The sequence below is a fragment of the Actinoplanes subglobosus genome (genome assembly GCF_042650585.1).
GTDB classification, from domain to species: Bacteria; Actinomycetota; Actinomycetes; order Mycobacteriales; family Micromonosporaceae; genus Actinoplanes; species Actinoplanes subglobosus.
The window spans coordinates 217,615-231,246 of sequence record NZ_JBHSBL010000018.1 but is presented as its reverse complement, the minus strand read 5'-3'; the positions used below and the strand labels follow the sequence as shown (position 1 = coordinate 231,246).

Annotated in this window: 6 protein-coding genes; 1 reads left to right on the top strand and 5 read right to left on the bottom strand. The window is 70.8% G+C overall.

Annotation, left to right across the window (positions count from 1 at the left end; genetic code table 11):
* Window positions 1-3: 3 nt before the first annotated feature.
* The 3 genes from ilvN to ACFO0C_RS22890 all read right to left on the bottom strand — a co-directional run bounded on the left by ilvN (window position 4) and on the right by ACFO0C_RS22890 (window position 4,843).
* A complete protein-coding gene (ilvN, locus tag ACFO0C_RS22900; protein WP_106316311.1) occupies window positions 4-522 on the bottom strand; it encodes an acetolactate synthase small subunit in 519 nt (172 codons plus the stop codon).
* Complete coding sequence (locus ACFO0C_RS22895; protein ID WP_378068713.1) at window positions 519-2,348, bottom strand: acetolactate synthase large subunit; 1,830 nt, start codon at window positions 2,346-2,348, stop codon at window positions 519-521. Before ACFO0C_RS22895 ends, ilvN begins: the two co-directional genes overlap by 4 nt.
* 140 nt (window positions 2,349-2,488) lie before the next feature.
* Entirely contained in the window at window positions 2,489-4,843 is a 2,355-nt protein-coding gene (locus tag ACFO0C_RS22890; protein WP_378068712.1) for a putative bifunctional diguanylate cyclase/phosphodiesterase, read from the bottom strand.
* Window positions 4,844-4,945: 102 nt separating this feature from the next.
* On the opposite strand from ACFO0C_RS22890, the gene ilvD reads away from it, so the two are divergent.
* Window positions 4,946-6,793, top strand: coding sequence for a dihydroxy-acid dehydratase (ilvD, locus tag ACFO0C_RS22885; protein ID WP_378068711.1), 1,848 nt, complete (start codon window positions 4,946-4,948; stop codon window positions 6,791-6,793).
* Window positions 6,794-6,971: 178 nt separating this feature from the next.
* Here the strand turns inward: ilvD and ACFO0C_RS22880 are convergent, their stop codons facing one another.
* Window positions 6,972-8,018: a hypothetical protein gene (locus ACFO0C_RS22880; protein ID WP_378068710.1), complete on the bottom strand. Its 1,047-nt coding sequence runs from the start codon at window positions 8,016-8,018 to the stop codon at window positions 6,972-6,974.
* Between the two features lie 119 nt (window positions 8,019-8,137).
* Window positions 8,138-13,579: a peroxidase family protein gene (locus tag ACFO0C_RS22875; RefSeq protein WP_378068709.1), complete on the bottom strand. Its 5,442-nt coding sequence runs from the start codon at window positions 13,577-13,579 to the stop codon at window positions 8,138-8,140.
* Window positions 13,580-13,632: the final 53 nt, after the last annotated feature.

Below are 13,632 nucleotides of genomic sequence, written 5' to 3'. Positions count from 1 at the left end.
AGGTCAGGCGGCGCGGAGCGCCGGGCCCGTGGTGATGGACCGGGACCCGCGGCCGATGGCCACGAGGCCCGACTGGACCATCTCCTTGATGCCGTACGGCTCGAGGTCGCGCAGCAACGCATCCAGTTTGTCGGGATTGCCGGTGGCCTCGATCGTCAGGGTGTCCGGAGCGACGTCGATCACTCGCGCCCGGAACAGCTCGACGGTCTCGAGCACCTGGCCGCGCTGCGCCCGATCGGCACGCACCTTGACCAGCAGGAGCTCGCGCTGGACCGACTGGGCCGGGTCCAGCTCCACGATCTTCAGGACGTTGACCAGCTTGTTGAGCTGCTTGGTGACCTGTTCCAACGGGGACGAGTCCGCGTTGACCACGATCGTGATGCGGCTGACGTCCGGGTTCTCCGTCTCGCCGACCGCCAGGGAGTCGATGTTGAAGCTGCGCCGGGAGAACAGTCCGCTGACCCGGGCGAGCACGCCGGGCTTGTTCTCGACCAGCACGCTCAGCGTGTGTTTGTTGGTCACAGGTCGTCCTCTTCGAACGTCGGGCGCACGTCCCGGGCGAACATGATCTCGTCGTTGCTGGTGCCGGCCGGGACCATCGGCCACACCATGGCGTCCTTTCCGACCGTGAAGTCGATGACCACCGGGGCGTCGTTGATCTCCATGGCCTGCTTGATGACCTTGTCGACGTCGTCCTTCGACTCACACCGCAGGCCGATGCAGCCGAGCGCCTCGGCCAGCTTCACGAAGTCCGGGATCCGGTGCTTGTGGGTGCCCAGCTCGGTGTTGGAGTAGCGGCCGTCGTAGAACAGGGTCTGCCACTGCCGGACCATGCCCAGGTTGCCGTTGTTGATCACGGCCACCTTGATCGGGATGCCCTCCAGCGCACAGGTGGCGAGCTCCTGGTTGGTCATCTGGAAGCAGCCGTCGCCGTCGATCGCCCAGACCGTGGTGTCCGGCTGCGCGACCTTGGCGCCCATCGCGGCCGGGACCGCGTAGCCCATGGTGCCGGCGCCGCCCGAGTTGAGCCAGGTGCCCGGCTTCTCGTACTTGATGAACTGGGACGCCCACATCTGGTGCTGGCCGACGCCGGCGCAGTAGATCGCGTCCGGGCCGACGATCTCGCCGATCCGCTCGATCACGTACTGCGGGGCCAGCGTGCCGTCGGTCGGCTCGTCGTAGCCGAGCGGGTAACGCTCACGGATGTCGTTCAGCGTCGACCACCAGGCGGCGTACTGCTCGGTGCCGCCCGCGGAGGCCGAGACCGCCGCGATCAGCTCGTCGATGACGTGCCGCGCGTCGCCCACGATCGGGACGTCGGCATGCCGGTTCTTGCCGATCTCGGCCGGGTCGATGTCGGCGTGCACGACCTTGGCGTCCGGCGCGAACGAGTCGAGCTGGCCGGTCACCCGGTCGTCGAAACGGGCGCCCAGGGTGATCAGCAGGTCCGACTTCTGCAGCGCGTAGACCGCCGGCACCGTGCCGTGCATGCCGGGCATGCCCAGGTGCTGCGGGTGCGAGTCGGGGAACGCGCCGATGCCCATCAGCGTGGTGACCACCGGGATCCCGGTGAGCTCGGCCAGCTTGCGCAGCCCGTCGGTGGCGCCGGCCTTGTGGACGCCGCCGCCGACGTACAGCACCGGGCGCTTGGCCGCCGCGATCAGCCGGGCCGCCTCGCGGATCTGCTTGCCGTGCGGGTGCAGCGTCGGGCGGTAGCCCGGCAGGTCGAGGGTCGGCGGCCACTGGAAGGTGGTCTGCGACTGCAGCACGTCCTTCGGGATGTCCACCAGGACCGGGCCCGGCCGGCCGGTGATCGCCAGGTGGAACGCCTCGGCCAGGATCCGGGGCAGCTCCTCGGCGTTCTGGACCAGGAAGTTGTGCTTGGTGATCGGCAGGGTGATGCCCTGGATGTCCGCCTCCTGGAAGGCGTCCGTCCCGATGTACGGCCGGCCGACCTGCCCGGTGATCGCGACGATCGGGACCGAGTCCATGTACGCGTCGGCGATCGGCGTGACCAGGTTGGTGGCGCCCGGCCCGCTGGTCGCGATGCAGACACCCACCTTGCCGGTGGCCTGCGCGTAACCGGTCGCCGCGTGACCGGCGCCCTGCTCGTGGCGCACCAGGATGTGCCGCACCTTCGAGTCGAACAGCGGGTCGTACGCCGGCAGGATCGCCCCGCCCGGAATGCCGAACGCGACCTCGACCCCGAGCGCCTCGAGCGACCGGACGAGCGCGCCGGCACCGGTGGTGGCTACCGGGCCCACGCTGGTGGCAGCGGTGTTCACGGCCGCCGCGACGGTGGCCGGAGTGGCTCGGTGTGCGAGGGATTCAGGAGTGGGTCTCGTCATGGCAAGTCAGACCTTTTCGGTAAGCGGTCCCGGAACTTGAGCAACAAAAAAGGCCCTCGTGCAGTGATGCACGGGACCTAGCGCACTCTCCTCGTGGAGAGTGCGCTCAGATAAGTACTCGGGACACGAAGCACATGCGCCTAACCTTGCCCCATCTCACGGCCTGAGTCAACTGATCCCACATTTTGATCACGGGTCGCCGCCACAAAGTCCGGATCACTGGGCAGCAACGCTCTGACCTGCCGCATTCCCGGTCCGAGCTGAACCACCTGGCTGCGGGCGGGTGCATCGTTCTGCGGCGCTGACCGGGGTGCCGGAGCCGGCCGCGGCGTCGACGAGCGCAGTGACAGCAGGCGTGACTCGAAGTGTTCGGCCGGGACGCCCCACCCGAACAGCGAGCCCTGCCCGAGACGGCAGCCGGCCTCCTCGACGATCTCCCGCTGCGCCGGAGTGCCGATCCCCTCGGCCAGCACCTCCAGGCCGAGCCGGTGCCCGAGCCGGACCACCACGTCGACGAGCGGCGCCGCCGTCCCGGTCCGCGACTCGGGCTCGGCCACCAGCGCATGGTCGATCTTCAGGATGTCCACCGGAAGGGTGCGCAGCTGGGTCAGCGACGAATACCCGGCGCCGAAGTCGTCCAGCGCGATCCGCACCCCAGTCTCCCGCAGCTCGGCGAGCCGGCGGACCAGCTCCTCCATGTCGGTGGCGACGGCGTGCTCGGTCACCTCCAGCACCAGGCGCTGCGGGGGCACGCCGTACTCGGCGAGCACGTCGGCGACCCGGCCCGCGTAGTCGGCGTCGTGCAGCTCCTTCGGTGACAGGTTCACCGACAGCCAGACGTCGTGACCCTTCGCCCGCCACTCGGCCAGCTGCTTGACCGACTGCTCCAGCACCCACGCGCCGACCCGGTTGATCAGGCCGGACTCCTCGGCCACCGGGATGAACTCGAGCGGGGCGACCCGGCCCAGCTCGGGATGGGTCCACCGGAGCAGCGCCTCGGCACCGACCGGGCGCATCGACGGCAGCGCCACCACCGGCTGGAACACCAGATGCAGCTGGTCACGGTCGATGGCATGGCGCAGCTCACCGGTCAGCGTCCCGCGGCGGCGCAACAACTCGTCGTACCCCTGCTGGTATCGCTCCACCCGGTTCTTGCCGCGCTGCTTGGCGTAACGCAGCGCGAGGTCGGCGTCGTGCAGCAGCTCACCGGTCGCGGCCACGCCCAGACTCGCCGAGAGGAAGATCGAACCACCATCGACGTCGTACGGCTCCCCGAGCACGGCCAGCAGCCGGTGGGCCGCCAGCACCGCCTCGTCGGCGTCCCCGTGCATCAGCACCGCGAACTCGTCGCCGCCGAGCCGGGCCGCCACGTCCCCGGCCAGCAGGTTGCGCCGCAGCCGCGCGCCCACCTCGGCCAGCACGCGGTCGCCGACGTCGTGCCCGCGCAGGTCGTTGACGGTCTTGAAGCCGTCCATGTCGATGCCGATGAGCGCGCCCTTGTCGCCGGCTGAGCGCAGCGCCCGCTGGAGCCCCCGGCGGTTGGCCAGCCCGGTCAGCGGATCGGTGTGCGCCAGCTCCCGGAAGTGCGCCTCGCTCTGCCGCAGCCGCAGCGTGTAACGGCGGACGTCGCCGAGCGCCAGGTACTGCCGGGAGACCAGGGCCAGGCCCTCGACGGTGCAGCCGAGATAGCCGAGCACGTCCATCGTGCCGCCGCGGGCCAGGTGGTAGCCGAGGGCGGCGATCATCGCGACCATCGGGGCGACCGCGTAGGCCCCGCCGCGCTCCAGCACGTCACCGGACACCTCGACCGGCCGGTCGGCGGCCCGCACCGCCCACGCCACATGCGCCAGCCCGGCGGTCAGGAGCAGGCCGCTGACCAGCGTGTAGCCGTCGTGCTCCCGGCAGATGCCGATGGCCAGCACGTTCGCCGCGGCGGCGACGACGGTCACCCCGGCCGCCACCCGCACGGTGTGCCGCCGCGGCCGATGGGCGTGCAGCGCCAGCACCGCGGTCAGGCCCGTCGCGAGCACCAGGAGCAGGGCCGGCAGCAGGATGGCGAGACACCGGTTCGGTGTGGCGTCGCCCAGGATCCGGGTCGGCCGGCTGATCAGCACCCACCCGACGAACCAGATCGCGGCCGCGATCACCAACCCGTCCAGCACGTGCCGGACCGCGGCGGCCGGGCTGCGGGCCGAACCGGGCAGCGCCACCGTGCCGGCCAGCAGCGCGAGCATGCCCAGGCCCATGCCGGCGGCGACCGCCGTGGCCAGCGTCCGGCTGTGCCCGGGCACGGCGTGATGGCCCGCCAGCAGCGCCGTGACCAGGCCGGCCAGCGCGGCCGCGGTCACCACCGCGCCGCCGGCCGCCAGAAGGAGATGGGCTCTGCGGGCCGCGGCGGTGTGCCGGCGGCCGGACGGGCCGAGATAGGCGACCGCCGGGACGGCGGCGAGCAGGCCCGCGAGGGCCGCCAGCTCCATACCGGACGGTGAGTGCACGGACACACTGTGCCGGATCTTCTCGGATTACGACACCCCCGGCGTCCCGCGCTGTGGACGTCCGGCACGGTCCGCGGCCCGGGCGGTGGCACTATGGGTGGCATGCCTGAGCTGCGCTCCCGGACCTCGACCCACGGTCGAACGATGGCCGGTGCCCGCGCCCTGTGGCGCGCCACCGGCATGACAGACGACGACTTCGGCAAGCCGATCGTCGCCATCGCCAACAGCTACACCCAGTTCGTACCCGGGCATGTGCATCTCAAGGACCTCGGCGGCCTCGTCGCCGAGTCGATCTTCGAGGCCGGCGGCATCGGCCGCGAGTTCAACACGATCGCCGTCGACGACGGCATCGCGATGGGCCACGGCGGCATGCTCTACAGCCTGCCGAGCCGCGAGCTGATCGCCGACGCCGTCGAGTACATGGTCAACGCGCACTGCGCCGACGCGCTGGTCTGCATCTCGAACTGCGACAAGATCACCCCGGGCATGCTGCTGGCCGCGCTGCGGCTCAACATCCCGACGGTCTTCGTCTCCGGCGGCCCGATGGAGGCCGGCAAGACGATCGCCATCGAGGGCATCGTCCACGAGAAACTCGACCTGGTCGACGCGATGAGCGCCGCCGCCAACGACAAGGTGACCGACGCCCAGCTCGACACCATCGAGCGCTCCGCCTGCCCGACCTGCGGCTCCTGCTCCGGCATGTTCACCGCCAACTCGATGAACTGCCTGACCGAGGCGATCGGCCTGTCTCTGCCCGGCAACGGCTCGACGCTGGCCACGCACGCGTCCCGCAAGGCGCTCTTCACCGAGGCCGGCCGGCTGATCGTGGAGATCGCCAGGGACTACTACGAGAAGAACGACGAGTCGGTGCTGCCGCGGGCCATCGCCAGCCGGGACGCCTTCGAGAACGCTGTCGCGCTGGACGTGGCGATGGGCGGCTCGACCAACACGATCCTGCACCTGCTGGCCGCGGCACGCGAGGCCGACCTCGACTTCAGCGTCTCCGACATCGACGAGATCTCGCGCCGGGTGCCCTGCCTGTCGAAGGTCGCACCGAACAGCCCGAAATACCACATGGAGGACGTGCACCGGGCCGGCGGCATCCCCGCCCTGCTCGGTGAGCTGCACCGCGGTGGCGTGCTGAAGACCGGCGTCCGCGCGGTCCATTCCCCCGACCTCACCACATGGCTCAACAAATGGGACATCCGCGGCGAATCACCGTCGGCGGAGGCTCTCGAACTGTTCCATGCCGCACCCGGCGGGGTCCGCACCACCGAGCCGTTCAGCACGCAGAACCGCTGGGCCAGCCTCGACACCGACGCGGAGGGCGGCTGCATCCGGTCGGTCGAGCACGCCTACACGGTCGACGGCGGCCTGGCCATCCTCTTCGGCAACCTCGCGCCCGACGGCTGCGTCGTCAAGACCGCCGGCGTCGACGAGTCGATCTGGAAATTCACCGGCCCGGCCCGCGTCTACGAGTCGCAGGACGACGCGGTCGCCGGCATCCTCGGCAAGGAGGTCGTCGAGGGCGACGTCGTGATCATTCGGTATGAAGGGCCCCGCGGTGGCCCCGGCATGCAGGAGATGCTCTACCCGACGTCGTTCCTCAAGGGCCGCGGCCTGGGCAAGGCATGCGCGTTGATCACCGACGGGCGGTTCTCCGGCGGCACCTCCGGGCTGTCGATCGGGCACGTCTCGCCCGAGGCGGCCGGTGGCGGTCTCATCGCACTGGTGGAGACGGGTGACGAGATCACCATCGACATCCCGGGGCGGTCGATCACGCTCAACGTCCACGACGAGGTGCTGGCCCAGCGGCGGCACGAGCAGGAGCGGCGACCCAAGCCGTACACGCCGGTCTCCCGTCAGCGTCCGGTGTCCGCGGCGCTGCGCGCCTACGCGTCGATGGCCACTGCGGCCAGCGACGGCGCCTACCGCCGCGTTCCCGAGTAGAAACCACGCGATCAGGGCCGGGAGATCCCTTTCTCCCGGCCCTTTTCCGGTACGGCCACCACTCCCCGGAACCACGCCGTCCCGGACCACCGCTCGACGCAGGCGACCCCTCCCGGCCGAGACGCGACCGCCGGGCTGAATGCGACCGTCGACGTCAACCCCGTCCGAAACGCGACCTCTAGTTCCAGGAGGGGAACGGCCGGCCGGGGGACTTGCGTTCGAGGTAGCGGAGGACCTCGCGGCAGTCGATGTTCGGTGAGCTGTAGGTGCCGCCCTTGAGGGCCTCCAGCAGCGGGCGGTCGCCGGAGAGCTGGTCGTCCTCGTTGTGGCAGGTCAGCCTGGTGTCGACGGCGGACTGCGGGATCCGCATGACGTAGCGGGTGTCGGCGTGCAGGACCGTGACCCACTCGTCGGTCTCGGCGATCGGGTAGCCGACGAACCGGTTCTGCGGCAGGACCTGCAACTTGTTGACGCCGTCCGACAGGTTCTGCGTGGAGGGCACGACGGGGGTGTTGAGCAGGAACGCCTGTGCGGACACCCACGGGGCGTCGAGGCTGTGCATGAACTGGAACGCCAGCGCGGCGGCGCCGACGTAGACCACGGACAGTCCTCGCCAGCCGGACAGGGCACGGTGCCGGCGGTTCGCGGTCTCGTCGGCGGAACCGGCCCACCTGCGGCGCAGATGGCGCATGACCAGCTCGACGACGAGGGCGATGAGCACCACGGTCAGGCACTGGAGAAGGTATCGGAACGGTGAGGCCAGGGCGGTGACCGTGGCGACGATCAGGATCAGGGGCCACAGAGCCGGCTGGATCCTGGCCCGGAACCGGACGGCGAACCACAACGTCCCCAGCGCGATCGCGGGAAGCACGTAGTAGGCGTAGATGGTCACCGTGCCCAGCGCGACCTGCACCGGGGTCGCCGCCAGGAGGGCCGTCGTGGTGGTCAGCGAGTACCGGCCCACGCCGTAGATCTTGATCAGGAACAGCAGCAGGAGCAGGGCGGATCCGATCGCCACCAGTTCCCGCGTGGTGATCTTCGGTTCGGCCGACGGCGCCGCGAAGAGATCAGCGGGCGGCGCGGGGAGATCAGCGGGTGCGGGGAGATCAGCGGGTGCGGGGAGGCCGGCAGGCGGCGCGGGAGGGTCGGCGGGCGCGGACTGGCGCGGAATCTCGGCAGGTGGGTGGTACGGATGGACACGGGAGCGTTTCCTGGGGTTCGCCATCGCCGCGCAGCCTCTCGTGAGCCGGTGTCCCGCCCGTCAGCGTAGGTACCGCCCACAATGGCCGGAACGGCAGGCGCCGCCGTCCCGGGCGGGACGACGGCGCCTGATCTCGATACCGGTCAGCGGACGGTGGTGGTCACCGCCGACCCCGGGGCGGTGCCGGCCGCGTTCACGGCGCGAACGGTCACCCGGTACCGGGTTCCGGCTGGGACACCGGTCGGTGCGGTGAAGCTCGCCGCCTTCGCCCCGGCCGGGACGGTGGTCACGATCGCCGCGCCGCGGGCCGTGCCCTTGGCGTTCAGGCGCTGCCAGGTGATCCGGTAGCCGGTGATCTTCGATCCACCGGTGGCGGCCGGGGCGATCCAGCGGGCCGTCGCGGTGACCTTTCCGCCCTTGCCGCCGGGCGTCGCGGTCAGATCACGGACCTTTCCGGGTACGGTCCGCGGCGTCACCACCGAACTCGAGGCGGACCACGGGCCGGCGCCGATCGCGTTGACCGCCCGCACCCGGAAGCGGTATCCGGTGCCGTTGGCCAGCCCGGTCACCGTCTGCACGGCGGCCGAGGCGGTGGCGGTCCGCAGCTTGCCGGACTGGCTGCCGTCACCGGTCAGTACCTGGATCTCGTACCGCTGGACGGGGCTTCCACCGTTGTCGGCCGGAGCGGTCCAGCGGACGACCGCGGCGCCGGCGGCCGGGCCCGGGACGCCGATGCGGGCGGCGCCGGGAACGGTCCGGGTGTCACCGGGGGTGCCGGGTCCGCCGGGGGCCGGCGTGGTGGTCCCGGTCGGGGTCGGCGTGGCGGTCGGCGAGACCGAACCGGTCGGCGTGGGCGTCACGGTCCCGGTGGGCGTCGGCGTCACGGTCCCGGTCGGAGCCGGCGTGACCGGAACGGTGGAGCCGGGGTTACCCGTACCCGTTCCGGGGTTACCGGTACCAGGGTTGGTGCCGGGGTTGCCGGTACCGGGGTCGGTGCCGGGGTTGCCGGTACCGGGGTCGGTACCGGGGGTACCGGTGCCGGGGTTACCGGTACCCGGGGTGGCTGCCGTCGGCGTGACCGTGTTGGAGATGCCGGAGTAGGCGCTGGCGCCGGCCGCGTTCACGGCACGGACCCAGAACGCGTAGGGAAGCCCGTTGGTCAGCCCGGTCATGGTCATCTCGGTGGTTCCGGCGTCGGCCACGTCGACACCGATCACGATGCCGGTCTCAGCGTCCAGTGCCTGGATCTCGTAGCCGTAGATCGCGGTCCCACCGTCGTAGAGGGGTGTGCTCCAGCGGACGACGGCGCTCTCGTCCCCGGCGGAGGCGACGCCGATACCGGGCGCGTCCGGGGCGACCGGGGTCACCGGCCGCGGCGGAACCGTGGTCGGCGGCGCCGTGGTGGGCGTCACAACCGGCGGCACGGTGGTGGGGGTGACGACCGGAGTGGTCGGGGTGACGACCGGCGGCACGGTGGTGGGGACGGGGTCCGGAGCGGGCTCCTCGTTCTCGCCCTCCTCCTCGTTCTCGCCGGGCTCGGCCGGGTCGTCGTCGCCGGGGACGGTCGCTACCGGGGTGACCGGGCCGAACGGCGAGGTGAAGACGCCTGGGCCGGCGGCGGTGTCGGCGCGGAGCCGGAACGTGTAGCCGGTGCCGTTGGTGAGTCCGGTGACAACGAGGCTGCGGGTGCCCGCGTCGAGGCTGGTCAGGATGGTCTCGCCGCCGCCGGTGCGCTCCAGGGTGAGGCCGGTGACCGGGTCGGTGCCGGTCGCGTCGGGCACGGTGATCAGGACGGTGGCCTGGCCGTCGCCGGCGAAGGCACTGACACCGAGGAAGGCCGTCATGCCGCTGATGTCCACGATCTGGTCGTCGAAGTGCAGCAGCTCGACGTTGCGGACGATGTCGTTGCCGTCGGGACCGGAGACGAGGACGCCACCGGAGATCGGGGTGACCGCGTACTCGGCGCGGGCTCCGGCGAAGACGGCCGTGTCCCTGCCGGGCGTGGGTGAGGTCGCGATCTCCCGTACCGTGATGATGTCGTCGGGGTTGATCCTGCCGGCGAAGACGTCGGCCTGGAGCTCGGTGAGCGACGACGCGGTGATCGAGGTGCCCCGGACCGCGAGCCGGACCGTCAGGTAGCGGTCTCCGTCGATGATGTCGTTGCCGAGGCGGCCTTCGATGAGGTCGTCGCCGGCGCCGCCGAGCAGGATGTTGCCCTCGCCCCAGACGTTGCCGGTGAGGTCGCAGTCGCGGCCGGTCCGGTTGGCGACGGCGGTCGCGGGCATCGGCAGTTCGGTGACCACCTGGTCGAGGCCGTGGATCCGGGCGAGGCCGGCGGCGTCGAGGGCGTCGCAGCCGATCGCGCCGTCGGTGGCGGGAACCGTGTCGTCGCCGCGCAGGACGTCGTCGCCGTTACCACCGGAGAGGGATTCGACCTCGTCGTAGCGGTCGCGGACACCGGTCTCCAGGCCGTCGAGGCCGAGCAGCGGCAGGTCGAGGTCGGAGTCGACGGCTTCCGGTGAGGAGCCGGCGATGGACCAGTCCCAGCCGGAGCCGCCGGCGTTCTTCTCGATGCCGGGGCCCTGGACGCCGATGTCGTCGCCGCCCTCCATGTCGTAGTCGTCGTCGCCACCCTGACCGATGAGCACGTCGTGGCCGGGCTTGTTGGAGTCGTCGCGGAAGAACAGGTTGCCGCTGTCGCCGGAGAGCAGGTCGGGCGAGTTGCCGCCCTCGATCCAGTCGTCGCCGGAGTCGCCGAACGCGCTGTCCTCGCCGTCCCCGGCGATGATCATGTCGTCGCCCTCGCCGCCGAACGTCTCGTTGGCGTTGGCGCCGCCGTTGGTGAAGTCGCGTCCGTCGCCGCCGAGGATGATGTCGGCGCCGGGGCCGGCGTCGATGGCGTCGTTGCCCGGGCCGCCCATGGAGAAGTCGGCGCCGCCGGAGTCGGTGAGGATGTCGTCGCCCTCGCCGCCGACGGTGACGTCGTCACCGGCGCCGCCTTCGAGCACGTCGTCGCCCTCGCCGCCCCAGATCGTGTCGTTGTCGTTTCCGGCGCGGACCCGGTCGCTGTTCTCGGTTCCGCTGTAGACGGACTGGGCGTTCATGCCGGCCTTGTCGACGCTGTTGCGGGCCCGGTACGCGATGGTGCCGTCGGGCAGGCGCAGCAGCAGGGCACGCTCGTTGCACTCACTGGCCGGGTCGTCGTCGACGAGGTTGCCCTGCCGGCTGTATCCGGCGGCGGTGCCGTCGAGCGCGGCCAGGTCGAACTTGCAGTCGGCGGTGGCGAACACGTCGGCACGCAGGCCGCTGGCCGTGGTGTTGCGGCTGATCAGCTCGGCGAACGTGTTGCCCTCGAGCTGGCTGCGCAGGTTCATGCCGGGGGTACGGGCCAGGTAGTACAGCCGGTCGCCGTTCTGCAGGGCGGTCAGCTGGGTCTCGAAGACGTAGTCGAAGGTGCTGCCGAGCAGGCCGCCGAAGGGCTCGGTGGTCTCGGCGAGCCCACCGATCCACAGGTCGATGTCGTCGAGCCCGGAGTTCGCCGTGGTCCAGGTGCCGGTGGCGTTGAGGAAGTCGGCACCGGCCGGGGTCTCCAGCAGGGTGGTCGCGGCGGCGCGCTTGGCGTCCACGGAGGTCGCGCTCAGGATCGACGGGTGCCTGCCGTACGCGGCGACGAAGTTGACCAGCGACTCCGGGTGCTTGAGGTGCTCACCGAAGTCGATCCAGCTGACATAGGGCCGCAGCCGTCCGTCGTTGCTCCGGTTGTGCAGGACGCGGCGCAGGTTGTTGAGCGTCGGGATGCCCTCGGAACGGCCGCGGGCGATGTTGATCGCGCCGAGGTCCATCGGCAGGCCGAGCAGGTTGCTGCGCAGCGTGTCGGTCATGAACTCGTCGAGGTCGTTGCCGACCTGGTCGGTCATGCCCATGACGATCTCGCCGGCCGCGGTCTCCGGGGACAGGGTGCCGTTGTTGGTGAACGCGGGCGGGTTGAGGAAGCCGTCGAGCAGGGAGAGGTTGCCGGCGTTCGGGCGCTGGATGCTCTCGTTCAGCATCGAGTGACCGAACCGGTAGACGGCGTGCGCGAACTCGGCGTAGACCGCCGGGTCGAGCTCGGCCTGGGTGAACGCGGCCGGCTGGAACGGGTTGATCGCCGGCTGGATCTTGCGGGCGAACTCCTCGAAGACGAGGTGCTGGTACTCCATCTCGTTGATGAACTTGGCGGCCTGGAAGATCCGCTCACCGGTCCACTCCGGGTCGCCGTCGATGATCCGCGCGATGTCGCTCACGAGCCGGTTGTGCTCGGAGTGGAAGATCTGGTGCACCGCGGTGAGGCCGATGTTCTCGTTGGCCCGTCCGTCACCGGCGATGTAGTGGGCGGCGAGCATCTCGTCGTCGTAGGTGCCGGCCGGCTGGGACGCGAAGTCCGCGCTGGCGATCGAGTCGGCGTCCGCGACGAGCGTCTTGGAAGGCGTGGCGTTGTGCGCGATGTCGGTGAGGAACGGGGTGTCGAAGTGCACCACGTTCGCGGGCACCGCCACCGGGTTCGCGAGGTCGCCCTCGACCAGGCCGGTCGCCGTGACGTACTGCGGGAGGCCGCGGGCCGGGCCGGGGACGAAGTTGCCGTAGGCGTCGGCGAGCACCATCGGTACGTCCAGCGCGTCCAGGTCGCTCAGGGCCAGGCCGAGCGTCGCACGCGACTGGCGCTTGACGTCGGCCCAGGTGGGCAGGCCGCCGTCGGCACCGGTGAGAAGGTTGCCGGTCGCCTGCGCGGACGGCGTGTACTCGCGGAGGAACACCTGGTGCGCGGCGTGCGACGTGTAGGTCTGGGAGTTGTCGACGTACGGCGTGTCGGTGTTCTTCGACGGGTTCTTCGCCCGGGTCAGCATCATGAACCGCATGGCCGGCGGCACGTACTTCGCGTCGCCCGGCTTGGGGTCGTCGGCGGTGCCGGTGAGCCGGTCCGGGCCGGCGACCAGCGGGTCGTCGGCGCGCAGCGGCACCATGACGATGTCGTTGCCCTTGACCGTCTGGTCGATGCCGTGGTCGAAGAACTGCCCGAAGAGCGTGAACCACGAGTTGTACGGCGCGGACAGCCCGAAGTCGGTGGTCACGTTGGGGATGAAGAGGGTGACCCCGTCGGTGTTGCCGCCGGAGACCGCGACGGCCGCCGGGTTGGCCGCGGTCTGGTCGGCGATGATGTTGCTGATCTGCCGGGGAGCCGCATCCACCGGACGGGTGCCCCGGTAGACACCGGTGTACTGGGCCGGCGCGAGACGCGGGAACTCCTGGTCGGCCGCGCCGTACCTCTCCTGCCCCGGGGTGAGGTGGTTGCAGGTGCCGTCGACCGTGCGCAGGCCCATCGAGAGCAGTGGGCTTCCGAGCTGGTCCAGCAGGGCGCCGCAGGGGCCGGTGTCGCTGGTGGTGGCGGCGACGTGGGCCTCGGCGATCTTGATCTGTTTGAGGATGTACGACAGATCGGCTTCGGTGATCGTGAAGCCCTGGCCGATCGGGGCGGCCTGGGCGGGAACGACCATGACGGTGGTGGCGAGCAGCGCACCGAGTGCTGCGGCGGACCAGACTCTACGCAAGGGGGGACCTCATCCGGAGAGCGCGAATGCCCGTTTAGGTGGGCTATTTCGGC